This window comes from Dactylosporangium sp. NBC_01737 (genome assembly GCF_035963215.1).
Lineage (GTDB): Bacteria > Actinomycetota > Actinomycetes > Mycobacteriales > Micromonosporaceae > Dactylosporangium.
Map to the genome: position 1 here is coordinate 3,816,150 of NZ_CP109153.1, position 23,517 is coordinate 3,839,666.

A 23,517-nucleotide genomic window follows, 5' to 3' on the forward strand; every position below is an offset into this window, starting at 1 on the left:
AGCGGAGGTGTGGTGGTGTAGCCGCGTGTCGCGGACGCCTGCCTGCGACCAGACGAGGAGGTGCCATTGTGAACACGGTCAGTGCGGTAGACGGCCCGGTCCAGTCGCGCCTGCTCCGCTTGTTGCGGGACACCGGTGCGTTGTCGCGTGCGGAGCTGGCGGATCGCCTGGAGGTGCCGCGGCCGCGGCTGCTCGCGGACCTGGACGCGCTTGTCGCGACCGGGCTGATCCGCGAGGCCGGCCCCGCGGCCAGCCGGGGCGGGCGCAGGTCGACGCTGGTGGAGCTCAACCCCGAGCTGCGGTTCGCCGCGGTGGACCTGGGTGCCAGCTCGATCGACGTCGAGATCACCGACGGGCGGCTGGAGCCGGTCACGGCATACGGCGAGCCCGCCGACATCAGGTCGGGACCGAAGGTGATACTGCAGCGGGTCAACGAGATTCTGCACAAGTTCCGTGCGGAGGGTTCGTTCGAGCGGTTGCACGCCATCGGCATCGGGGTGCCCGGGCCGGTGAGCTTCCGGGACGGGGTGCCGGTCTCGCCGCCGATCATGCCGGGCTGGGACAGGTTCCCGGTGCGGGAGGTGCTGGGGCGCGAGTTCAACTGCCCCGTCGTCGTCGACAACGACGTGAACATCATGAGCATCGGCGAGCGCTACGGCGGCGTCGCGCACTCGGTGGACAACCTGCTGTTCCTGAAGGTGGGGACGGGCATCGGGTGCGGCATCTACCTCAACGGCGAGGTGTACCGGGGCACCGACGGGTGCGCCGGCGACATCGGGCACATCCAGGTCGACAGCCACGGGCCGGTGTGCTCGTGCGGCAACGTCGGGTGCCTGGAGGCCCTGTTCGGCGGCGGTGCACTGGCCCGTGACGCGACGGCGGCGGCCCGCAGCGGTGCCTCGCCGGCACTGGCCGAGCGGCTCAACGCCAACGGCGTCGTGACCGCCAAGGACGTCGCCGACGGCGCGGCCGAGGGCGACGTCACGTGCATCCGTCTCATCCGTGACGGTGGGCGCCGGGTGGGTGGGGTGCTGGCCGGTCTGGTCAGCTTCATCAACCCGTCGATGATCGTGATCGGCGGCGGTCTCGCCGGCCTCGGTCACATCCTGCTGGCGGAGATCCGCAGCGTCGTCTACCGGCGTTCGCTGCCCCTCGCGACCGGCAATCTGCCGGTCGTCCTGTCCGAGCTCGGCCCCCGCGCCGGCGTTGTTGGCGCCGCGGTGCTGGCCAGCGAACTCGCATATGGACGGCCATCATGACAATTTCGGACGAGATCGTCCTCAAACTTACCGATGTGGTGAAGACCTTTCCCGGGGTCCGGGCGCTGGACGGTGTGCAGCTGGAGGTACGGGCAGGGGAGGTGCACTGTCTCCTCGGGCAGAACGGCGCCGGCAAGTCGACGCTGATCAAGGTGCTCTCCGGTGCGCACATCCCGGACTCCGGCGACATCACGTGGCAGGGGCAGCCCGCCGCGTTCAACAGCCCGCAGACGGCCATGAAGGCCGGCATCGCCACCATCTACCAGGAGCTCGACCTCGTCGACGGGCTCAGCGTCGCCGAGAACATCTACCTCGGCCACGAGCCGCACAGCGCCGGGTTCGTCGCCCGGCGCACCATGCGCCGCGGCGCCGCGGAGATCCTCGGGCGGCTCGGCCACGCGGAGATCCCCGTCGGCCGGGAGGTCGGCAAGCTGCCGGCCGCCGCGAAGCAGATCGTCAGCATGGGCCGGGCGCTGTCGCGCGAGGCGCGGCTGCTCATCATGGACGAGCCGAGTGCCGTGCTCGCCCATGACGAGGTGCACAACCTGTTCCGCATGGTCCGTGCGCTGACCGCGCAGGGCATCGCGGTCATCTACATCTCCCACCGCATGGAGGAGATCCGCGAGATCGGCGACCGCGTGACGGTGCTCAAGGACGGCCGCACCACCGCGGCCAACCTCGACGCGAAGACCACGCCGACCCGCGAGCTGGTGAGCCGGATGACCGGCCGCACCATCGAATACGTCTTCCCCGACAAGCCCGAGGCGAAGGTCCTGGGCGAAACCCTGCTGCAGGTCGACGGTCTGAGCCTGGAGGGGCGGTTCAGCGACATCTCGCTGACCGTCCACGCCGGGGAGATCGTCGGCATCACCGGCCTCGTCGGCTCCGGCCGGTCCGAGGTCCTCGAAACCATCTTCGGTGCCCGCCGCGCGACCGCCGGCACAGTGACGATCGGCGGGCAGGCCCTGCGCCGGGGCAGCGTCAACGCCGCGGTGAAGGCCGGCATCGGCATGGCACCCGAGGAGCGCAAGAGTCAGGCGCTGCTGCTCGGCGAGCCGATCTACCGCAACGTCACCCTGGCCGGTTTCACCCGCTTCGCGCGGGTCGGCTTCACCGACTCGGGACGCGAGCGCGCCGAGGCCGAGAAGATCACCCAAGGCCTCGACCTGCGCCCGAACGACGTCCGTCGCCCGGTGCGCACCCTGTCCGGCGGCAACCAGCAGAAGGTCGTCGTCGGCCGCTGGCTGCTGGGCGGCACCAAGCTCCTGCTGCTCGACGAGCCCACCCGGGGCGTCGACGTGGGGGCCCGCGCCGAGCTGTACCAGGTGATCCGCAGACTCGCCGACGAGGGTGTCGGCGTGCTGCTCGTGTCCAGCGAGGTGCCCGAGGTGCTGGGCCTGTCCGACCGCGTGCTCGTCATGCGTGAGGGACGGCTCGTGCGCGAGGCGCCCGCGGACGAACTCGACGAAGACACTGTGCTCGACCTGGTGATGGCCGGCTCGCTGCTCGACGGGGCCGACCTGGCGAGCACCGCCCCTGAAGGGACCGCAGCATGAGCACCGCGACCACACCGTCCGCCGACCCGGTGGAGCTGAGCAAAGGCACCGCGGGCACAGCCGCCGGGCAGGGCTGGTGGCAGCGGGACGGAGCCGACTCCGCCAAGCGCAACCTCGCCCTCATCGGCGTGCTGGTCCTGCTGCTGATCATCGGTGCCGTCACCCGCTCCGACATCTTCCTGGACATCGACCGCCTGTGGTCCAACGAGCTGACCGTGCTGACCCAGGCGTCCAGCATCGGCGTGATCGTGGTCGGCATGACGTTCGTGATGATCAGCGGCGGCATCGACCTGTCGGTCGGCGCGCTGCTGGCCCTCGCCAGCGTCTGGTGCACGACCGTGGCGACACAGGATCTCGGCCCCGCCGCGATGGTCTTCACCGCACTCGCCGTCGGCGCGATCGCCGGCCTCGTCAACGGCGGCCTGATCGCCTACGGCAAGCTGGTGCCGTTCATCGCGACCCTCGCGATGATGCTCTCGGCCCGCGGCCTCGCCCAGAACATCTCAGGCTCGCACACCCAGATCACCTCGGACCCGTTCATCAAGAGCCTTGCCGGTGACCGGCTGCTCGGGGTGCCGTACATGGTCATCATCTTCCTGGCGGTCACCGCGATCGGCTGGGTCCTGCTCAACCGCACCACCTTCGGCCGGCGCACCGTCGCCATCGGCGGCAACGCGGAAGCCGCCCGCCTCGCCGGCATCAACGTCCGCCTGCAGACGCTGCTGCTGTACGTGCTGTCCGGTGTCTGCTGCGGCATCGCCGCCCTGATGGTCGTGTCCCAGACGACGTCGGGCAGCAACACGCACGGCGACCTGTACGAGCTCAGCGCGATCGCCGCGGCGATCATCGGCGGTACCGCCCTCACCGGCGGCCGGGGCACCATCGTCGGCTCGCTGCTCGGCGTGCTGATCTTCACCCAGATCACGAACCTGTTCATCGTGAACAACCTGCAGCTGGACATCCAGCGGATCATCAACGGCGGCATCATCGTCGCCGCGGTCCTGATCCAGCAGTTCCGGGTCGGCTCCTTCTTCAGGACCCGCCTCAACAGATAGGCACCACGGCCCCAACGCCATACAGGCCATACCACCGCCAAACACGCCATCACGGCCGTCGTCGACGGCAGTGTGGATCAACGCGCCCAAAATGCTCCGAAAAGTACACACCCCCATCCCACAGACGACCAGGAGGTCGTGATGAGCGCATCCTCGGCTGACATGTCCCGCCGCAAGCTTCTCCTCGGCGGGGCGGCGGTCGGCGCCGGCGCACTGCTCGCCGGCTGCACGTCCAACGACACCAAGGACAGCAACACCGGCACCAACACCAAGGAGAACGCCGCCACGGAGGCGCCGGGCAAGGCCGTCACCATCGGCTTCTCCGCCCCGGCCGCCGACCACGGCTGGATCGGCGCCATCACGGCCAACGCCAAGGCGCAGGCCGCCAAGTTCTCCGACGTGACCCTGAAGGTCGTCGACGCCGGTAAGGACGCTCCCGCGCAGATCGCCGCGCTGGAGACCCTGATCGGCTCGAAGCCCGACGCGATCGTGCTGCTGCCGCAGGACGGCGCGCAGCTCACCGAGATCGGCAAGAAGGCCACCGCGGCCGGCATCATCGTCATCAACCTCGACCGCGAGTTCTCCGACTCGGCCGCGTCGTTCTCCCTGATCAAGGGCGACAACTACGGCATGGGCATCGCCGCCGGCAAGTTCATCGGCGAGAAGCTCAAGGGCAAGACGGACGCGGTCATCGGCGAGATCCCGGGCATCGACGAGCTCCAGCTGACCAAGGACCGGTCGAAGGGCTTCGCCGACGCGCTCAAGACGTACGGCCTGACCGTCAAGCACCGTGTGGCGGCCGGCTTCACCGTCGAGTCCGGCCAGAAGGCCGCGGCGAACCTGCTGCAGGCGGCGCCGAAGCTCGACGCGGTGTGGAACCACGACGACGACCAGGGCGTCGGCGTCCTCGCCGCGATCCAGCAGGCGGGCCGCAAGGAGTTCTTCATGGTCGGCGGCGCCGGCTCCCGCGACGCGATGGACCACATCAAGGCCGGCGACACGGTGCTCACCTGCACGGTCACCTACCCGCCGTCGATGGCCTCCTCGGCGATCATCCTGGCCCGCCTCGCCGCCCAGGGCAAAGGCATGGGCGACCTGGTCGAGCTGCAGGTGCCGAAGCTGATCGTCCTGCAGTCCGAGACGATCACCAAGGACAACGTCGACAAGTACCTGCCGCTCGGCTTCAAGTCCTAGCAGGTCGTCAGGTAGAGCCAACCACCAGAAAGGAACCGCCAAGTGTCCACTCAGGGCAGCAGCGGGGAGCTGCGCGTCGGCATGGTCGGCTACGCGTTCATGGGCGCCGCGCACTCACAGGCGTGGCGCACCGTGAACCGGGTGTTCGACCTTCCGGCGCGGGCGACCATGGTCGCCGTCTGCGGCCGCGATGGGGCGAAGGTGGCGGAAGCCGCGAGCCGGCTCGGGTGGGCCGAAGCGGTGACCGACTGGCGCGAGCTGATCGCCCGGGACGACATCGACGTCATTGACGTCTGTACCCCGGGCGACAGCCACGCCGAGATCGCCATCGCCGCGCTGGAAGCGGGCAAGCACGTGCTGTGCGAGAAACCGCTCGCCAACACGGTCGACGAGGCACGCGCGATGGTCGCGGCCGCGGTGAAGGCCCGGGCGCTCGGCGTCCGGTCCGCCTGCGGGTTCAACTACCGCCGGGTCCCCGCCGTCTCGCTGATGCGCAACCTCATCGCGGACGGCCGGCTCGGCGCGATCCGGCACGTCCGGGCCGTCTACCTGCAGGACTGGATCACCGATCCGAACTTCCCGCTCGTCTGGCGGCTCCAGAAGGACAAGGCCGGCTCGGGCGCGCTCGGCGACATCGGCGCGCACATCATCGACCTGACCCAGTTCGTCACCGGCCAGCAGATCACCGGTGTCACGGGCCTCACCGAGACGTTCATCAAGGAACGTCCGCTGCCGGAGGCGTCCAGTGGACTGAGCGCCAGCGCCGGTGCGGCGACGGGGGAGGTCACCGTCGACGACGCGGCTGTCTTCGTCGCCCGGCTCTCCGGCGGCGGCCTGGCCACCTACGAGGCGACCCGCTTCGCGACCGGCCGCAAGAACGGCCTCAAGGTCGAGATCAACGGCGAGCTCGGCTCGCTGGTGTTCGACCTGGAGCGGCTCAACGAGCTCGAGTACTACGACGCCACCAGGCCGACCGCCGAGCAGGGCTTCAGCCGCATCCTGGTGACGGAGGGGGAGCACCCCTACGTCGCCGCGTGGTGGCCACCGGGGCACATCATCGGCTACGAGCACTCGTTCACCCACGAGATGCGGGACTTCATCGAGGCGGTCGCCACCGGAGCGGATCCGACGCCCTCCTTCGAGGAAGCGCTGCAGGTACAACTCGTGCTGGACGCCGTGGAGAAGTCCGACGCGTCCTGGGTCAGCGTGCTGGCATGAGCGGCCAGCGGAGCGGCTCGGGCCGCTCATCATGTGGCAGGTGTGGTTCAGGCCGGCGCTGGAGCGCAGCGGAGGCGACGGAATGAACGATCCCTACGCCCCCACCCCCGCCGACCGGTTCTCGTTCGGACTCTGGACCGTGGGCTGGCAGGCCCAGGACGTCTTCGGATCGGCGTCGCGTGCGGCGCTCGACCCGGTCGAGTCCGTGCACCGGCTGGCGGAGCTGGGGGCGTACGGGGTGAGCTTCCACGACGACGACCTGATCCCGTTCGGCAGCGACGACACGGTCCGCGACAAGCTGATCGGCCGTTTCCGCGAGGCCCTCGACACCAGTGGCCTGGTGGTGTCGATGGCGACCACGAACCTGTTCGGGCACCCCATCTTCAAGGACGGCGCGTTCACCGCCAACGACCGTGCCGTCCGCCGCTTCGCCCTGCAGAAGGTCCTGCGCAACATCGACCTGGCCGCCGAGCTCGGCGCGCCGACCTACGTGCTGTGGGGCGGTCGAGAGGGCGCCGAATCCGGTGCGGGCAAACAGATGCGGGCCGCCCTGGACCGGTACCGTGAGGCGATCAACGCGCTGTGTGCGTACATCCGGGAGCGCGGCTACGACATCCGCCTCGCGATCGAACCGAAGCCGAACGAGCCCCGCGGCGACATCCTGCTGCCGACGATCGGTCACGCGCTCGCCCTGATCTCGACCCTGGATGAGCCGTCGCGGGTGGGGCTCAACCCGGAGGTCGGGCACGAGGAGATGGCGGGGCTCAACTTCGCCCACGGCATCGCCCAGGCGTTGTGGCACGGCAAGCTGTTCCACATCGACCTCAACGGCCAGCACGGCCCGCGCTTCGACCAGGACCTGCGTTTCGGCGCCGGCAACCTGCGCGGGGCGTTCTGGACCGTCGACGTGCTGGAGAACAGCTCCGGCTACCCGACGGCGTACGCCGGCCCCCGCCACTTCGACTACAAGCCACCACGTACCGAAGACGCCGCCGGGGTGTGGGTCACCGCAGCGGCATGCATGCGCAACTACCTGATCCTCAAGGACAAGGTCCGGACGTTCCGCGACGACCCCGAGGTCTCGGCGGCGCTCGCGGCGGCCCGTGTCGACGAACTGTCGGTGCCGACGCTGATGCCGGGGGAGTCCCTGGCGACGCTGCGGACCGAGGAGATCGACGTCGACGTGGTGGCCGCCCGCGGGATGGCCTTCGAACGCCTCGACCAGCTGGCCATGGAACACCTCCTGGGAATCAGGGGGTAGACGAAGCTTTCCCCCGCCGGCAGCGAGGGCCCGGCCGCGGTTGCGCCCCGCGGCCGGGGACGCAGGTGGGGGAAGGTCTGTCAGGCCGGCGCGGCACGCGAGTGCCGCGCCGGCGGACAGGCACAACTGCAGACGACATCATGACGGCGCGACGGCGCGCGCTCACGCCCATCGTGAAGGAACTGTCATGCCCACACGCTCAGCCCGGAGATGGTTCGCCGCCGCTACGGCGGGCCTGCTCGCCGCAGCCTCACTCAGCCCGGCGCCCGCCAGCGCCGCCGACGCCCCGTACAAGGTCCTCGTCTTCTCCAAGACCGCCGGCTTCCGCCACTCGTCGATCGGCACCGGCATCGCGGCCGTCCAGTCGCTCGGTGCCGCCAACAACTTCACCGTCACCGCCACCGAGGACGCCGCCGCGTTCACCACCGCCAACCTGGCCCAGTACCAGTCGGTGGTGTTCATGTCGACGACCGGTGACGTGCTCAACGACGCCCAGCAGACCGCCTTCGAGTCCTACATCCGCGGCGGCGGCGGGTACGTCGGCGTGCACGCGGCGGCCGACACCGAGTACAGCTGGCCGTTCTACGGCACGCTGGTCGGTGCCTGGTTCGCCTCGCACCCGGCGATCCAGCAGGCGAGCGTGAACGTCGAGGACCGCAGCCACCCGGCCACGGCCCACCTCGGCGCCACCTGGACCCGCACCGACGAGTGGTACAACTACCAGACCAACCCGCGGGCCACGGCACACGTGCTTGCCTCGCTGAACGAGTCGTCGTACTCGGGTGGCACGATGAGCGGCGACCACCCGATCACCTGGTGCAAGACCATCGACAGCGGACGGTCGTTCTACACCGGCTTCGGCCACACCGAGGAGAGCTACGCCGACGCGAACTTCAGGAACCTGCTGCTGGGCGCCATCCGGTACACCGCGAAACGCGTCGACGGCAACTGCGCCGCACCGGTCGCACCGTCCGGCAGCGTCTACCAGGGCGAGGCGTGGTCCTCCACCGGCGGCGTCCAGGTCGCGAACCACACGCCCGCCGTCGGCGGCAAGACGGCCGGCTACATCGACAACAACGACTGGATCGCGTTCAACGGCGTCAACCTCGCCAACGTCACCGGCGTCACGGTGCGCACCTCGTCGGCAGGCGCCGGCGGTACCGTCGAACTGCGCGCCGGCAGCACCACCGGAACCCTGCTCGGGAGCGTCGCGGTCGCCAACACCGGCAGCTGGGACACCTTCCGCGACGTGTTCACGCCGCTGGCGACCAGCACGAACACCACGCTGTACCTGGTGTTCAAGGGCACCGGCAGCTCCCTGTTCGACCTCGACCAGATCACCCTGACCCGCGCCGCCACCACCCGCCAGGGCGAGGCATGGTCCTCCAACAGCGGCCTGCAGGTCGCCGCGCACGGCACCGCCACCGGTGGGCAGACCGCCGGCTTCATCGACAACAACGACTGGGCCGCGTACACCGGTCTCACGCTGTCCAGCGCGGCCGGCGTCCGGGTCAAGTGGTCCTCGGCCGGTGCCGGCGGCACGATCGAGTTCCGGGCCGGCTCGGCGACCGGCGCACTGCTCGGCAGCGTCGCGGTCGCCAACACCGGCAGCTGGGACACGTTCCGCACCGCGGCGGTCCCGCTGAGCACCAACGCCTCCACCAGCCTCTACCTCGTGTTCCGTGGCGGCAGCGGATCCCTCTTCGACGTCGACGAGTTCACGTTGTTCAACGCCTGAACTTCAGCCGTGGGCCTGCCGCCCACGGCTGGACAGACGGGTGGCGGGGTCGCGACGCCGACCGGCCCCGCCGTCCGGGCCCCGTCCGCTCGGATGCACCACAGCACCTGCCACAACGTCCCCGGGTGGTGACGCCGACTCCCCCCGTGGCCGGGCAGGTGCGATCCGGGCGGACGGGTCGCCTTTTTTGGCTGTTGTACTGGCATCGCCTGGTTCTTAGACTGGACGTTGCACCTGGTCGGCCCTTGGACAGGTGCGGGTGGGAGGCGCAACCCACCCGCGCCGTTGTTGCGTTCATAGGCCACTTTCAGGTCCCTCCCTCGCGCCCTCATCACCGCCGTTACATCGGAGGAACACTCATGGCGCGTCCGATCACGCTGTTCACCGGCCAGTGGGCCGACCTGCCCTTCGAGGAGGTCTGCCGGCTGGCCTCCGAATGGGGCTACGACGGCCTCGAGATCGCCTGCTGGGGCGACCACTTCGAGGTCGACAAGGCAATCTCCGACGAGTCCTACGTGGACCGCAAGCTGGAGACCCTGGCCAAGCACAACCTGAAGGTCTTCGCGATCTCCAACCACCTGGTCGGCCAGGCCGTCTGCGACCACCCGATCGACCAGCGCCACCAGGGCATCCTGCCCGCCCGCATCTGGGGCGACGGTTCCCCGGAAGGCGTGCGCCAGCGGGCCGCCGACGAGATCAAGGACACCGCCCGCGCCGCCCGCAAGCTCGGCGTCGACACCGTCATCGGCTTCACCGGCTCGTCGATCTGGCACACCCTGGCCATGTTCCCGCCGGTGCCGCCGCAGATGATCGAGGACGGCTACCAGGACTTCGCCGACCGGTGGAACCCGATCCTCGACGTCTTCGACGAGGTCGGCGTCCGCTTCGCGCACGAGGTGCACCCCAGCGAGATCGCCTACGACTACTGGACCACCAAGCGCACCCTCGAGGCGATCGGCAACCGGCCCGCGTTCGGCCTCAACTGGGACCCGTCGCACTTCGTGTGGCAGGAACTCGACCCGGTGAACTTCATCTTCGACTTCGCCGACCGGATCTACCACGTCGACTGCAAGGACGCGAAGGTCCGCACCGGCGACGGCCGCCGCGGCCGGCTCGCCTCCCACCTGCCCTGGGCCGACATGCGCCGCGGCTGGGACTTCGTCTCCACCGGCCACGGCGACGTGCCCTGGGAGGACTGCTTCCGCGCCCTGAACGCCATCGGGTACAGCGGGCCGATCTCCATCGAGTGGGAAGACGCCGGCATGGACCGGCTCATCGGCGCCCCCGAGGCCCTCGCGTTCGTGCGCCGGCTCGCGTTCGACGCTCCCGCGGCCGCGTTCGACGCCGCGTTCTCGTCCTCGTCCTGACGCTCTCCCGCTTCATACAGAAGGCCGGCCCGGTGACGGGCCGGCCTTCTGAGCTTTCGTGCGTGTCCTAGAAGCTGGTGCCGCCGCTGGGTGTCGTCTTCGACGGTCCCGTCGTCGCCAGCACGTCCCGCTCGATCGCGGGCGTCTCCTGCGTGCCGATGAGCCGCTGGCCGAGGTCGCTCTCAGCGAACCGGCTGTTGGCCAGCTTGTCGGTCACCTTGGTCTTGCCCTCGCTGTAGAGCCGCGTCGCCTGCTCCTGGACGACCCCGGCGGCTTCCTGCACCGTCGGGCTCTCCTTGATCTTCAGGGCAGTAGCCTTGAGCTCTTCGTACTTCTCCCGACCGGCCCGGGCACCGAGCACAAAGCCCGCGGCCAGTCCGCCGAGGAACAGTAGCTTGCCGCGCATAGCGACGAACCTCCTTCTGAGCGGCGCCCCGTCATCGTTACGTTGTCAGCGCCGTCTGCCCATGAGTTACCCGTCCATCGTCGTTGCGACACATCGATCATGTGCCCGTTTGCAGAGATCTGGCACACGATGGGATGGTCTCCGCCGCGCCGGGCGCAACCCGCTGGCGCGACCCCCGGGTCCGTGCTGTACTCTTTCCCGGTCGCCCTGATTCGCCGGGGGCGCTGCAATCCCGCGTAGCTCAATTGGCAGAGCAGCCGGCTGTTAACCGGCAGGTTATAGGTTCGAGTCCTATCGCGGGAGCTCCAAACGGCCCCTTACCGGGGCCATTTTAGCGCCCGGACCCCTTTCCGGGCGGCGTCCCGGTTGCGCAGGTCGGTAAGCTTGCGACGCTCGGGGCGGTAGCTCAGCGGGTTAGAGCAGGGGACTCATAATCCCTCGGTCGCGGGTTCGAGTCCCGCCCGCCCCACGGACCTGGGCTCACCCTGCTCGCGCGGCCCTTCGGGCCTCGCTCGCCGGGGGTCCGTGGATTCTCCGCGCACGGCTTCGCCGTGCTCCCCAGTGGGGGAGCTGCGCTCCACCCACACCCCCTCAAGAGCGTCGCGGGCTGGGCTTGTCGGGTCGGTTGCTGAGTGTGGCTGTGGTGAGCGGTTGACCTTCGACATTGATCGACTGGTTCGCATGGTGCATCGTGCGCTCCACAGGCTTGGGCGCTCCCTGATCGCGGGTCCCTTCGGGAACCCGCTCGCCGGGGCGCCTGTCATTCCCCGCGCACGGCTTCGCCGTGCTCCCCAGTGGGGGAGCTGCGCTCCACCCACACCCCCTCAAGAGCGTCGCGGGCTGGGCTTGTCGGGTCGGTTGCTGAGTGTGGCTGTGGTGAGCGGTTGACCTTCGACATTGATCGACTGGTTCGCATGGTGCATCGTGCGCTCCACAGGCTTGGGCGCTCCCTGATCGCGGGTCCCTTCGGGAACCCGCTCGCCGGGGCGCCTGTCATTCCCCGCGCACGGCTTCGCCGTGCTCCCCAGTGGGGGAGCTGCGCTCCACCCACACCCCCTCAAAAGCGTCGCGGGCTGGGCCTGTCGTGTCGGTTGCTGGACGTGGCTGTCGTGAGTGGTTGGCCTTCGACGTTGATCGACCGGTTCGCGTGGTGCGTCGTGCGCTCCATCGGTGCGCTCACCTGCGCGTTCGTGCTGAGCGGACGATGCACTGCGCGAACCGACCCTCAGGGATCGCCAGGATCACGGGTGGATGACCACCGTACGACGATCAGCCCGGTGATGTAGTAACCGTCTTCGTCAACGCAAGTTGCGACGTCGAGTTCGACGGAGGTTGCCGTAACGCGTAGCCAGTGGGCCTCCCAGTAGTGGTAGCGCAGGTCGCGCAGCCAGGTTTCCTTGATCTCGTACGCCACGCGTGCAGGTGACGCCGCCGGCTCAGCGACACAGACGGCGGTGAGCTGTCTGCCAGGGTCCGGTGTGGTGGTCACAGTCACCTTACGAATCGAAGAGCACCGCCACAGGTAGTAGTCGAAGTCGATCGACATGCCTGAGAGGTTGTCCGGATCGGCAGGCGGTGCCACGGAAGCGACGGCATCGACGGCAGCTGCGAAGGCGGCGGCGTCGGTATCACCTTCTGGACTCACGGCGAAGTTGACGGTCGGCACGTCATCCCACCAGGCGCGGCCCGGACGTCTGCGCCACCAGTACAGGACGGTCCGATCGTCGGGCCACGCCGCGAGATGGCCACCTGCCGGCTCAAACCGGTCCCGATTCGGGTCGATGGGCCGCCAGTACGGCTCCCGGTCGTAGTCGGCTGGATCGGCTCGGTCCTCGGCCGGTCTCTGCTCGTCGCAGGAACCGTACGTCACGAAGTTGCGCTGCGCGTCGATCAATGAGGGCTTGTTCGCACCTTGCGCCCGGTACGGCCAACGCAGCTGGTAGACGTCGTCTTCCCACCAGCACACCGGGCAGATTTCACGCGATCCCGGCGGTTCCGTCAAAGATCGGTAACCGCAACACGCGCAAGGGTATGCGGGAGGCATCTGTCAATCGTGCATGACGTCAGCCGTATTGATCACGGCATTACGCAGTGGTGTCTGTGGCTGGGATCGAAGCTCCCGGACCGGTCATGCGTCCTCCGCTCCGCTCCGGCCGACCGACGAGGATCGACGCTCATCCGGCAACTCGGCCGAGGCGGGTTGCTGCTCGGGGCCGACGGTCGGTTCGGCCTTCGGCCGTCCCTTGTGGGTGTCCCAGGTGTCGCGGGCGATGATCTGGATGATGCCGGCGACGGGGATGGCGAGCAGCGCGCCGAGGAGGCCGGCGAGTTCCACCGCGAGCAGGATCGCCACCAGGACGGTCAACGGGTTGAGCTGCACCGTGCGGGAGAAGATGAACGGTTGCAGGAGGTGGTTCTCCAGCTGTTGGTACACGATGAAGAACACCAGGGTGATCACGCCGGCGATCACCGACTCGGTGAAGGCCGCGACGACGCCGACGACCGCGCCCAGGGTCGCACCGACGAGCGGGATCAGGTCCGCCAGCGCGACGAACAACGCGATCAGGCCGGCGAACGGCACCCCCAGCACCGTGAGGACGAGGAATGTGAGCAGGCCGCAGATGACGCTGATGAGCAGGTTCCCGGTGATGTACCCGGTGACCGTCCTGGCACAGTCGCGGCCGACCCGGCGGATGCGGTCGGCGCGCCGGGCGTCGAACAGGGCCAGGAAACCGTCGACGACCTTCGGTGCCTCCAGCACCATGAGGTAGGACAGCACGAAGATCGTGACGGTGCCGGCGATCCCGGTCGCCGTACTGCGGAGCAGGGCGAGGGTCGACGAGCCCAGCCCGGACAGGTATCCGCGGATCTGGTCGGTGTGGCTGCGGACGTACTCGATCACGTGGAAGCGCTCGGCGAGGCCACCGATCGGCCCGCGGCCCGTACGGATGTCGGCCAACGCCTTGGGCAGATCGGTGGCGAGCTGGGTGCCCTCCCGGACCAGGGGGATGACCATGACCGCGATGAGGCCGCCGGTGAGCGCGAACGCCACCACGAAGACGATGAGGGTCGCCAGCCAGCGCCTGCACCACCGTGCCCTGCTCTCCAGCCAGGTGACCGCCGGGTCCAGCGCCACGGCGAAGAAACCCGCGATGACGATCCAGGTGATCGCCTGGCGCACCTCGTACACGAGTGACAACAGCAGTGCGGCGGTCAGCACCAGCGCGACGACGACCATCGTGTACCGCGCGACTGTCCGATTGTCCACACCCGCCACGAGGGCCGCGCTACCCTCCAGATCGTTCCGCAAACAGCACCCCATGGCGCGTGCCAGCAGCGACAATGGGACGTATCAGGAGCGGGCAAGATGCCGCTGGGGTGGCTGCTACAGACAGCACCGGCCGATCACATCGACTGACAACGCGGCACCGGCGAGCGTCACGGCGCGGTTCGCATGGTGCATCGTCCGCTCCACCGACCTGGGTCGACCCTGCTCGCCGGACCTTCGGTCCGGCTCGCCACGGGTCGGTGGGATTCTCCGCGCACGGGCTCCGCCCGTGCTCCCCAGTGGGGGAGCTTCGCTCCACCCACGCCCCCTCAAGACCGTTCCGGGCGGGGCGTGTCGCTTCGGTTGAAGCTGGTCGCTTCGATCGTCGGGGCGCACGGGTTGGTCACCTTGCTCTGCTGGTGCGCCATCTCGGGTCCGGGGGTCGCCTCCCTGAGCCGACAGGCGCATCTGCAGCCCGGGCTTGGGCACATCCTGCTCGCGCGTCCTTTCGGGGATCCGCTCGTCGGGCACCTCGGTTGCCGCCGCTGTGGGCAACTGTTTGCGGGTTGTTCTTTGGTCAGCCTAGTCACCGGGTACGACAGTTCGTGCCAGCCGCCCACCCCGCCGGAGCGTGCTCGCTCAATACCCGATGGATCGTTGGTCGCCCGCGCACGGTGATCCACCAGCTCCATCATGTGGGTCTTGCACAGGGTCGTTTCGCTCTACCCGCACCCCTCAAGACTGTGCCGGGGACGGAGTGGGGTCGGTGGCCGCTTCGCTCAGGTGGATGTAGGTCCGGCGGGTGAAGTTGATGTCCGCGTGGCCAAGCCGCGCGCTCACGGTCTCCAGGCTTATGCCGCCTCGATCCACCAGCTACCGGCCGTGTGGCGGAGGTCGTGGAACCGGACCGTGGGGAGACCCAGCTTGATGGCGGCCGGTTTGAACACCCGCTTGTAGAACGTCCCCGGATCGAACCGGCGGTTGGGGTCTGGCCGGGCGTTGTTGTCCCGCCCGCAGAACAGTGGCGCGGTGGGGGTGGCGTTGGGGTGCGCGTCGAGGTACGGCTGGAGCCTCGTGGTCAGCGCGGAGCTGTAGTCCACCCGCCTGTCCCGGCTGCGGCGACTCTTGGTGCCCCGCACGGTCAGGAAGCGATGGAGGGTGTTGAGGTCCGCGAGGTCTACCCGCGCTAGCTCTCCCGCCCGGACGCCGGTCAGCGCCACGAACCAGACCACGAGGTCGCCGTGCTCGTGCTTCTTGCCGCACTCGGTCGCTATCGCCTGGATCTGTTGCGGCGTCAGCGCGATGCCCTCAAACGGCTCCTGCCCGAGCGCGTCCGGTTCTGGGTTGGCGACCTTCCGCGCCGGGTTGCGGGTGATGTAACCCTCGTCCAATGCGTAGGCGAAGACGGCGCGCGCGGGGTACATGATCCGCTCGATCCCGCTCGCGGCACGCGGCTTGCCGTTGGCGGTCGTGTACAGGCTTTCCACGAACCGGCCCAGATCAGCCGCCGTGATGCTGCCGATCCGCCGTGGGCCGAAGGTGGGGAACGCGTGGTTCCGTGCATGCCGGACAGCAACGCCGGCTTCTCTTCCAGCGGCCGTGCTCAGCATGCGGGGATATCAGTCGCAGGGCCTCACGCAGGTCCTTCGGTTGCCACCGACAGAGCGTGCTGCGATCGTCCGCCCAGAGGGACTCGGCCAGCACCACGACCGTGAACGGATCGGCGTCCTGGCGCATCCAGCGCCCCCAACGGACAACGGCATCGATGAGTGCTGGTGCTCTCCGTGTCGGCGAAGGTTTCCCAAGGGCGAGGACCAGACCATCCTCGAGGCCGGGTTCGTCGTGTCCCGGCAACTGCCTACCGTAACGTTGCCGGGGGCGTCGCGGTCCTGGCACCCCTAGGCGCCCACCCTGCACGACGCGCCACGCTGGGGTTGCCTCCGATGGCTGGTCGCACGTCATCCTCGACGGCGAACTTTTCTTCGATACCAACAGCCTCGCCGAGACCCCCGGCCGCGCACTCGGCGACATCGTCGCCGCAGCTGTGCACCTCACCCACTTCGGATATTGCCGCCTACCGCAATCTCGTTGAGAGCACCCCAGTGATCATTTTGGTGGCCGCAGCATCCGTGCCGTGGCGATGCGGGGGCGCGTTTTGGGGCGTTGTCACCTCCTGGAAGCATCCCGTTGTCGCGATCTGCGAGCACGTTCAGGCCGAGGGGCGTCCGTGCAGAACATCGTCGGCCGGCGCGAGGGATGACGCCTCGAGCAGCCATGTGACCCTGATGCCTGGGTCGATCTCCGAGTCGGCGAGATCGCGGTACAAGCCAAGTAGGGAGTGGATGACGTCACTGCGAGCATCGCTAATCCATTCTTGGTCCCATACGGCCGCAAAGTCCGGCATTGGCAGGCTGGCCGCCGCGCGGAGTAACGCGAGCCGCGACGACAGTTGGACAGTGCTTGCGGCTGTACCGATCAGGTCCCGCAGCTGCCACAAATCAACCTGCACAGTTTTTGCTCCGAGCCAGTACCGAGCTCCTCTTGAGGCGTTTGCGTCACCGCCCTGTCGGAGCACCGGCATCCCGGCTGCCGTGTTGAGAATTCGGCGCAATTCCGAAAGGCTGGTAAGAAATCGTCGGTGGGCCGCGCGGCACTGTACATCTGGCCAGATGGATTCTTTGAGGTCGGCGCTGTGGAGTCCTTCTCGGTGCAGGGCGAGTAGAAGCAGGATCTTCTGACTTGCCGACCGGCGAATTGCCACGACGTCGTAGTTTCCGTCTGGGTGTGGGCGGAACACCGTCAGCTGGCCCAATACCCGAACTAGCAGGCGGTGAGTCGGTTCCACCGCTGGCCACGGTATATTGTCAGGCCGCACGTCCGAATCGCGTTCGTGGGTCCTCGCCGGCATTCGTGGGTAAGTCGCCATGTGCGCCTCCACAGCGGGCCGCGACCGGAATGTGTTACTGCCCGGAGGCTTTCGGGGTAATCCAGTCGACAAGCTGCCCTGTTACCGCAGCGATGTGATCGAAGTCGGCGTCGTAGTGCAGGACGGAAGCGCCGTAATGCTCGGCGGCTGCGGCGGTGAGTAGGTCAACTACGCCCGCGGCTCGATGCTGACTTCGGGTTGCCATCAATGCCTGGACTTCGCGTGCACGCAGAGCGATCTCATCGAGCGCGGCCAACTGGACGAGTTGGCCGCGCACGCGGAACACTCCCTGGTGCTCGGCTGGAGTGCGGGCCGAGTAACCCAGTTCAAGGTCAATCGTGACAAATGTAGCAAGGACTCCGTCCGCCGCTAGCGACCTCAGGCGCGCCTCTGCCGCGGGCGACCGGCGTGCGATCGTGTAGGCCGAGGTGTCGGCTAGGTACAACGTAGTCACCGCCGAGCGCCGCGCATCACCTCAGGATCGGCCAGGTCTGATCCGCCAAGGAGGAAGGGATCGTCAAGGACAGCACGCGAACGATCCCTGCGCTCGGCAACATACCGAAGTGCTTCGTTGACGGTGTCCTTCTTGGTCGCCGTCCCCAACTCGATTTGCGCGGCCTCGAGCAGGTTGTCGTCTACGTCGATGATGGTTCTCATGTCATCGATGATATCAGGACCACGGCTCTGTATATATGGCCTCCGTGAGCGGACCTGTTGGGCCCGATCGCCGTGGCAAGGCGCCTGAGAGTCTCTGAACCTCAAGTCCCGTAATCGTATGACCGGCAACCATGATCGCGCGGTTCGTATGGTAAATCGTGCGCTCCACCGACCTGGGTCGACCCTGCTCGCGCGCAGTTCGGGTTTGCTCGCCGCGGGTCGGTGGCCGTCACCGCCTGCTGTCTCTCTCCGCCGTCCAATGCATCACCGAGGTGGTCTACGGAGAGCTTGTCGCTGTACACGATGGCTGAGTCGCTTGCAACCACTGGTGTGGTCGTGTGCGCATCTCACCCGGACATCATCGCGCCCCGGGCGGTCTCGTGCCGCCCGGGGCGCTGAGGATGGGCCCCCACTATGGCTGCGCCGGGCGTCCGGCGTTGCGTCGGCGGCGCGCCAGCAGCAACAGGAAGGCGCCGGCACCGACCAGGCCCGACCCGGCCAGCACCATCCCGCCCAGCGCGACGCCGGTCACGGGAAGGGGGGCACCTGATCCCGGCGTTGCGGTGCTCGCGGGCGTCGTCGTTGCGGACGGCGACGGGCTCGCGCCGGTGGGGGTGGCGGTCGGGGTGCCGCCGGCACCCGAGAGCTTGAGGTCCTCCGCCATGCTGCTCGGCAGATAATGCCCGGCGGGCTTGGCGTTGGCTGCCACCGTGTAGTCGCCGGCCGCCTGTGTCAGCACGAGCTTGCACTCGGCCTGGCCGGTGCCGTTCGTCGTGCCGGTGCATGACTGCGCGCCGACAGTGAAGGTGATCGGCGCGCCGGCGATCGGCGCCCCGCTCGGGTCGGTCAGGACCGCCCGCAGGTCCAACTGCTCGCCGATGACGCCCTCGCGGGGCCCGGTGTATTTGGTGGTCGTCGGCACGAGGATCTCCGTCGGTGCGCTCGCGGTCGCGCTCTGCGGCTTCGCCCCGTCCGTCGTGATTCGCACGCCGACGGCGCCCGAATAGGGAGCCGTGAAGACGTGGCTGATGGTCGGCAGCGTCGTCGTTTCGTCGTAGATGTTGTCGCCGTTGAAATCCCACTGATACTGGGCGATCGCGGCGCCCGTCGCGGTCGAGGCGCTGGCGTCGAACGTGACTGGCTCGCCGACGGCGCCGCGGTACGGGCCGCCAGCGTCCGCGATCAGCGTGGTGATGGCGGTGATGGCGTCCGTGATCTGGTCGACTGCGGTACTCGGGTCCTCCGCGACGTACACCTGGCCGTCGTTCTGCGCCGCGAGATCGTCGAAGTAGGGCGACGCCGCGCCGTTGATGTTGATGGCGTAGATCGTCGCCGGGTCGACGGCCTTGGCCGCCGCGGTGACCGCCGCGAGCGTCAGCCCGGTGACCGGCTCCGGGTTGTGCGGCGGCGCGTCTCCCATCAAGATGATTGCCTTCTTGCCGCCGTCGCGCCACGGCAGGTGGATAGCGGCCATGAGACCGGAATAGACCGACTCCGGGGTGTCGCAGCCGCCGTTGGCGGTCAGCTTGTTCACCGCTGTGTCGAAGGCTGCCGGGTCGGTCGAGAAGGGTAGGTCCACCCGGGCGGCATAGCCGTCGCTCGGACATTCGGCGTGGAGATCCTTGTAGTCCACCAGTGCCACCCGCGCGTCGGCCTTGCTGAACAGGCCCGCGGTGATGAGCCGGGCCGATGCCTGGACGCCCGCGATGTACGGGTCCATGCTGCCAGTCGTGTCGATCGCGAAGACCAGGTCGACCTTCGGCTTACCGGTGCCACCGCCGGGCGCGGCCGCGCACGCGGTGCCGTTGCTCGTCGCGGTGAACTTGTGCCCCGGCAGTCCCTGCCAGCTCGCCATTCCGGCGCCGAACTCCTGCGGGTACGTGACCAGCTTCGAGCCGTGGCAGGCCTTCAGCGGGCCTGGGTCGACCGACTTGGCGAACGCGCCCGGCCGGCGCTCGAAATGCAGATGCGGAAACGACGGGGTGGTCCAGCCGCTGATGCCGACCGCGCCGATGGGCGTGTTCTCGTCGACATCCTTGCCTTTGTCCACCGCCACCGACTGCAGGTGCCCGTAGTAGCTGAAGACGCCGCCGCCATGATCAATGAGAACGTAGTTTCCCTTGGAGCCGTTCGGACAATCGTTGAAGGTTGGATGATCGGCGGGGTTACAGTTGCTGCCCTGGTTTCTCTCGACCTGGTAGACCGTGCCTTTTCCGGTGGAGTAGACGGCTTCTCCGATGCTGCCCTTGATGTCGATGGCCCAGTTCGGATGGTAGGTCCCGCCACATATCGCGCGCCCGCCGGCATTGCCGTCGGGGCTGAGGTACGAGCAGCCGATGAGGTGGTCACCGCGCAGCGGGAACCAGTCCGGCACGCCGGCGACGGCCGCCGAGGCCGGGCTCGGGGCGAGCGCCACGATAGGGAGCGTTGCGGCGGCCAGTGCAATACCGAGCAGAATTCGCAATTTTCGACGCGCTGCCATGTCAATGGCCCTTCATACGTCGTAACGGGAAGAGGAAGCGGGTTCTCTACCCGAGACATCGAATCACTGTCGGTATTCGGATCAGCACGTCCGAACAGTCACGGACAGCTGATGATCAGATGGCCGTCACCACCCGTTCACGACCAGGAAATGTCGGAGACGGCAACGTCCGGGGTATGCGGGACAGATCGTGCAGCGCCTTTGTGTACAGTGTCGGGTCGCCGCGCCGGTGATGATCGTGCGGAGGCGGTGCGTCGCCCTGCGATGCCGGCGCGCACGTCAACGGCCGGGTTCTGCTTTCGGGCCAGGGAAAGCGAGCCGTCAGCAACGATTTCTGGTTCCGTTGCCGCTGACCGGGTCGGTGGATTTCTCGCGCCCGGCGTCGCCGCGCTCCCCAGGGAGCTTCGCTCCACCCACACCCCTCAAGACCTTGTGCCGCTGTCACGACCTGCGTGCATCGGTTGTCCGTCAGGTTCATCTGTGGCCGTGCCAGTTGGTGGTGGGTCGGAGGTCGTGGAGGTCGAAGCGGTGGACATCGTCATTGCAATCGTGTCTGGGGTGTTCAGCCTGACGATCGCGGTCATCAAAGGGTTCTTCTCGATCATCACGGCGCTCATCCGGGCTGTCTCCCGCTGAGGAAGCACGCTTACCGCCGGAGCGCTTGCTCGGTGCCGGGGATCGCCGTGCTGGTCCGACCAGGTGCAGCCGCGTCGGTGATCAGGATCGTGCGGTTCGCGTGGCGCATCGTGCGCTCCACGGACCTGGGCTGACCCTGCTCGCGTGGCCCTTCGGGACCGCGCTCGCCGGGGTCCGTGGAATCCCCGCGCACGGCTTCGCCGTGCTCCCCAGTGGGGGAGCTTCGATCCACCCACACCCCCTCAAACCCGTCCCGGGGTGCTCCTGTCGCGGCGGTTGCTGGGGGTGTCGGTGGTGAGTGGGTGGCCTTGGATGTTGATCGACCGGTTCGTATGGTGCGTCGTGCGCTCCACCAACCGGGGTTGACCCTGCTCGCGGTCTCTTCGGGACCACTCGCCGGCGGTCGTTGGATTCCCCGCGCAGCCTTCGGCTGCTCCCCGGTGGGGGAGCTTCGCTCCACCCACACCCCCTCAAGACCGTCGCAGCGCCATCCTGTCGCAACGGCTGGCGCTGAGTGGCCGGCCTTTGCCGTTGATCGACCGGTTCGGCTGGTGCATCGTGCGCTCCACACGAAGTGCAGGTCAGAGCCGGTGCGACGAGCGCCGGACGCGGTCACCCGGCTCGGCGTGCAAGCGGCGCCCGGCGCAAGCGTCGGCGCCGTAAGCCCGTCCGGCCGGGACGCCACGCCGGGCCAGACGATGCGCTCTTGAAAGACACCCGGCGGCTCGCGGCTCGTCCGAACTCGGCCAGACGATGACTCGGGTTCATCGGGCGTGTTGCTCGTAGCTCCCGTTACTCGACCTTGTGGCCCGTGGTGATCTCCTCGCGCTCTTCGGGTTCGCGCCGGGCCGACTTCGGCGGGGCGGCCTTCTCGATCGGGAACCAGAAGCCCCTCACCGGCGGGGCGAGCGCGCCGACGCGGTTCATCTTCTTCGGCACCACCCAGCCGGCGTACTCTGGGCCGTGCTCCTCCTCGGCGCCCCGCCCGTCGCCGGCCACCGGGAGCGGCTGGTGGATCTCAACGAAGCGGCCGTCCGGCAGGCGCTGGATGATGCCGGTCTCGATGCCGTGGACCAGCACCTCGCGATCGTGCTGCTGCAGGCCCAGCGCGATCCGGTACGCCAGGTAGTAGGCCAGCGGCGGCAGGATCAGGATGCCGATACGCCCCGCCCAGACGATCGCGTTGAGGCTGATGCTGAGCTTGTCGGCCACCACGTCGTTGCCGCCGGAGACCAGCAGGACCATGTAGAAGGCGATGGCCATGGCCCCGAGCGCGGTGCGGGACGGGTTGTCCCGCGGGCGCTGCAGCAGGTTGTGGACAGCCTTGTCCCTCGAGAACCGCTGCTCGATGAACGGATAGAACATCGGCAACATCGCCAGGAGACCGGGCAGCACAACCGTGGGCCAGAAGATCGGCGGGAGGGTGTAGCCGTTACCGAACAAGTGGAACCGAATCTCCCACGCCGGGAAGAGACGGGCCGCGCCGTCGAGGAACATGACGTACCAGTCGGGCTGGCTTGCCGCCGAGACCACAGCCGCCCTGTACGGGCCGAACAGCCAGATCGGGTTGATCTGGAAGAGGCCGGCCAGCGCAGCCATTATGGCGAACACGATCATGAAGAAGCCGCCGGCCTTGGCCGCGAAGCCGGGGAACATGCGCACGCCGACCACGTTGGTGTTGGTGCGGCCGGGGCCGGGCCACTGGGTGTGCTTCTGCTTGACCAGCAGGCCCATGTGCACGCTGATGAGGCCGAGCAGCGCGCCGGGGACGAGCAGCACGTGGACGATGTACAGGCGGTCGAGGATGACCTCGCCGGGGAACTCGCCGCCGAACAGCGACGTGGTCACCCAGGTGCCGACGATCGGGATTGACAGCATGATCGCGCTCGCGATGCGCAGGCCGGTGCCGGACAGCGCGTCGTCGGGCAGCGAGTAACCGGCGAAGCCCTCCAGGAAGGCCATCCAGAACAGCAGCGTGCCGACGATCCAGTTGGCCTCGCGCGGTTTGCGGAACGCGCCGGTGAAGAACGCGCGGAACATGTGCACCACGATCGCGGCCACGAACAGCAGCGCGGCCCAGTGGTGCATCTGCCGTATGAACAGGCCGCCGCGCACGTCGAACGAGATCTGCAGCGTGCTGTTGTACGCCTGGGACATCTCCACGCCGCGCAACGGGGGATAGCTGCCCTCATAGACGACCTCGCGCATCGACGGGTCGAAGAACAGCCCAAGAAAGGTACCGCTGAGCAGCAGCACGATGAACGAGTAGAGCGCGATCTCACCCAGCAGGAAGGACCAGTGGTCTGGGAAGACCTTGTTCATCAGCCGCCGCAGCGGGGTGGCCGCCTGGAACCGCTCGTCGAGCGCCCGGGCGGACTTGGCCGGCAGGGCCCGGACGTCGGTCTTACGCCGTTTCATGACCGCTCCCCGAGGGCTGGTCTGGCCGCAACTTTTGTAGTCCCTTTCGGGGCTTGCGTACGCTCCAGCGGACTGG

The 23,517-nt window shown here is 68.2% G+C and carries 18 protein-coding genes and 2 tRNA genes; 11 read left to right on the forward strand and 9 right to left on the reverse strand.

Annotation, left to right across the window (positions count from 1 at the left end; all coding sequences use genetic code 11):
- The first annotated feature begins 68 nt into the window (after window positions 1-68).
- From OHA72_RS17245 to OHA72_RS17280, 8 genes are all read left to right on the forward strand, one after another.
- Window positions 69-1,259, forward strand: coding sequence for an ROK family transcriptional regulator (locus tag OHA72_RS17245; protein ID WP_327008837.1), 1,191 nt, complete (start codon window positions 69-71; stop codon window positions 1,257-1,259).
- Window positions 1,256-2,815 (forward strand): sugar ABC transporter ATP-binding protein, encoded by a 1,560-nt coding sequence (locus OHA72_RS17250; RefSeq protein ID WP_327008838.1) that lies wholly within the window; start codon window positions 1,256-1,258, stop codon window positions 2,813-2,815. Before OHA72_RS17245 ends, OHA72_RS17250 begins: the two co-directional genes overlap by 4 nt.
- Window positions 2,812-3,870 (forward strand): ABC transporter permease, encoded by a 1,059-nt coding sequence (locus tag OHA72_RS17255; RefSeq protein WP_327008839.1) that lies wholly within the window; start codon window positions 2,812-2,814, stop codon window positions 3,868-3,870. The genes OHA72_RS17250 and OHA72_RS17255 overlap by 4 nt, the downstream gene beginning before the upstream one ends.
- 141 nt (window positions 3,871-4,011) lie before the next feature.
- Window positions 4,012-5,064: a substrate-binding domain-containing protein gene (locus OHA72_RS17260; RefSeq protein WP_327008840.1), complete on the forward strand. Its 1,053-nt coding sequence runs from the start codon at window positions 4,012-4,014 to the stop codon at window positions 5,062-5,064.
- An 81-nt stretch (window positions 5,065-5,145) separates the two neighbouring features.
- Window positions 5,146-6,282, forward strand: a complete 1,137-nt coding sequence (locus OHA72_RS17265) for a Gfo/Idh/MocA family protein (RefSeq protein WP_327011582.1) — start codon at window positions 5,146-5,148, stop codon at window positions 6,280-6,282.
- 82 nt (window positions 6,283-6,364) lie between these two features.
- Window positions 6,365-7,543, forward strand: coding sequence for a xylose isomerase (gene xylA / locus OHA72_RS17270; RefSeq protein ID WP_327008841.1), 1,179 nt, complete (start codon window positions 6,365-6,367; stop codon window positions 7,541-7,543).
- Between the two features lie 187 nt (window positions 7,544-7,730).
- Window positions 7,731-9,281 carry a ThuA domain-containing protein gene (locus OHA72_RS17275; protein ID WP_327008842.1) on the forward strand — a complete coding sequence of 517 codons (1,551 nt, stop codon included), beginning with the start codon at window positions 7,731-7,733 and terminating at the stop codon, window positions 9,279-9,281.
- A 359-nt stretch (window positions 9,282-9,640) separates the two neighbouring features.
- Entirely contained in the window at window positions 9,641-10,648 is a 1,008-nt protein-coding gene (locus tag OHA72_RS17280) for a sugar phosphate isomerase/epimerase family protein (protein WP_327008843.1), read from the forward strand.
- Between the two features lie 67 nt (window positions 10,649-10,715).
- Here the strand turns inward: OHA72_RS17280 and OHA72_RS17285 are convergent, their stop codons facing one another.
- A complete protein-coding gene (locus tag OHA72_RS17285) occupies window positions 10,716-11,054 on the reverse strand; it encodes a hypothetical protein (RefSeq protein WP_327008844.1) in 339 nt (112 codons plus the stop codon).
- Window positions 11,055-11,284: 230 nt separating this feature from the next.
- On the opposite strand from OHA72_RS17285, the gene OHA72_RS17290 reads away from it, so the two are divergent.
- Together OHA72_RS17290 and OHA72_RS17295 are read left to right on the forward strand one after the other, a co-directional pair.
- Window positions 11,285-11,357: transfer RNA gene (locus OHA72_RS17290), tRNA-Asn, on the forward strand.
- A 92-nt stretch (window positions 11,358-11,449) separates the two neighbouring features.
- Window positions 11,450-11,523 (forward strand) — tRNA-Ile (locus OHA72_RS17295).
- Between the two features lie 756 nt (window positions 11,524-12,279).
- Here the strand turns inward: OHA72_RS17295 and OHA72_RS17300 are convergent.
- The 7 genes from OHA72_RS17300 to OHA72_RS17330 form a co-directional block, all read right to left on the reverse strand.
- Window positions 12,280-13,056 (reverse strand): CPCC family cysteine-rich protein, encoded by a 777-nt coding sequence (locus OHA72_RS17300; RefSeq protein ID WP_327008845.1) that lies wholly within the window; start codon window positions 13,054-13,056, stop codon window positions 12,280-12,282.
- 126 nt (window positions 13,057-13,182) lie between these two features.
- A complete protein-coding gene (locus tag OHA72_RS17305; protein ID WP_327008846.1) occupies window positions 13,183-14,322 on the reverse strand; it encodes an AI-2E family transporter in 1,140 nt (379 codons plus the stop codon).
- A gap of 851 nt (window positions 14,323-15,173) precedes the next feature.
- Window positions 15,174-15,932 carry a tyrosine-type recombinase/integrase gene (locus OHA72_RS17310; RefSeq protein WP_442788597.1) on the reverse strand — a complete coding sequence of 253 codons (759 nt, stop codon included), beginning with the start codon at window positions 15,930-15,932 and terminating at the stop codon, window positions 15,174-15,176.
- 599 nt (window positions 15,933-16,531) lie between these two features.
- Window positions 16,532-17,167 carry an AfsR/SARP family transcriptional regulator gene (locus OHA72_RS17315; protein ID WP_327008848.1) on the reverse strand — a complete coding sequence of 212 codons (636 nt, stop codon included), beginning with the start codon at window positions 17,165-17,167 and terminating at the stop codon, window positions 16,532-16,534.
- Between the two features lie 115 nt (window positions 17,168-17,282).
- On the reverse strand, window positions 17,283-17,702 hold the full coding sequence (locus OHA72_RS17320) for a PIN domain-containing protein (protein WP_327008849.1): 420 nt from the start codon (window positions 17,700-17,702) through the stop codon (window positions 17,283-17,285).
- Window positions 17,699-17,905, reverse strand: coding sequence for a type II toxin-antitoxin system VapB family antitoxin (locus OHA72_RS17325; RefSeq protein WP_327008850.1), 207 nt, complete (start codon window positions 17,903-17,905; stop codon window positions 17,699-17,701). The genes OHA72_RS17320 and OHA72_RS17325 overlap by 4 nt, the downstream gene beginning before the upstream one ends.
- A gap of 412 nt (window positions 17,906-18,317) precedes the next feature.
- The gene (locus OHA72_RS17330; protein WP_327008851.1) at window positions 18,318-20,321 is read right to left on the reverse strand and encodes a peptidoglycan DD-metalloendopeptidase family protein; all 2,004 of its coding nucleotides are present in this window, start codon (window positions 20,319-20,321) and stop codon (window positions 18,318-18,320) included.
- Between the two features lie 579 nt (window positions 20,322-20,900).
- On the opposite strand from OHA72_RS17330, the gene OHA72_RS17335 reads away from it, so the two are divergent.
- Window positions 20,901-21,023 (forward strand): hypothetical protein, encoded by a 123-nt coding sequence (locus OHA72_RS17335; RefSeq protein ID WP_327008852.1) that lies wholly within the window; start codon window positions 20,901-20,903, stop codon window positions 21,021-21,023.
- 792 nt (window positions 21,024-21,815) lie between these two features.
- Here OHA72_RS17335 and qcrB read toward each other — a convergent pair.
- Window positions 21,816-23,441, reverse strand: a complete 1,626-nt coding sequence (gene qcrB, locus OHA72_RS17340; protein ID WP_327008853.1) for a cytochrome bc1 complex cytochrome b subunit — start codon at window positions 23,439-23,441, stop codon at window positions 21,816-21,818.
- Window positions 23,442-23,517 lie beyond the last annotated feature (76 nt).

Bases quoted from the DNA above. Each gene is read 5' to 3' on its own strand.
- OHA72_RS17255 (WP_327008839.1), top strand. From the start codon at position 2,812: ATGAGCACCGCGACCACACCGTCCGCCGACCCGGTGGAGCTGAGCAAA.
- OHA72_RS17275 (WP_327008842.1), top strand. From the start codon at position 7,731: ATGCCCACACGCTCAGCCCGGAGATGGTTCGCCGCCGCTACGGCGGGC.
- OHA72_RS17285 (WP_327008844.1), bottom strand. From the start codon at position 11,054: ATGCGCGGCAAGCTACTGTTCCTCGGCGGACTGGCCGCGGGCTTTGTG.
- OHA72_RS17325 (WP_327008850.1), bottom strand. From the start codon at position 17,905: ATGAGAACCATCATCGACGTAGACGACAACCTGCTCGAGGCCGCGCAA.
- OHA72_RS17310 (WP_442788597.1), bottom strand. From the start codon at position 15,932: ATGCTGAGCACGGCCGCTGGAAGAGAAGCCGGCGTTGCTGTCCGGCAT.
- xylA (WP_327008841.1), top strand. From the start codon at position 6,365: ATGAACGATCCCTACGCCCCCACCCCCGCCGACCGGTTCTCGTTCGGA.
- OHA72_RS17250 (WP_327008838.1), top strand. From the start codon at position 1,256: ATGACAATTTCGGACGAGATCGTCCTCAAACTTACCGATGTGGTGAAG.
- OHA72_RS17260 (WP_327008840.1), top strand. From the start codon at position 4,012: ATGAGCGCATCCTCGGCTGACATGTCCCGCCGCAAGCTTCTCCTCGGC.
- qcrB (WP_327008853.1), bottom strand. From the start codon at position 23,441: ATGAAACGGCGTAAGACCGACGTCCGGGCCCTGCCGGCCAAGTCCGCC.
- OHA72_RS17280 (WP_327008843.1), top strand. From the start codon at position 9,641: ATGGCGCGTCCGATCACGCTGTTCACCGGCCAGTGGGCCGACCTGCCC.
- OHA72_RS17265 (WP_327011582.1), top strand. From the start codon at position 5,146: ATGGTCGGCTACGCGTTCATGGGCGCCGCGCACTCACAGGCGTGGCGC.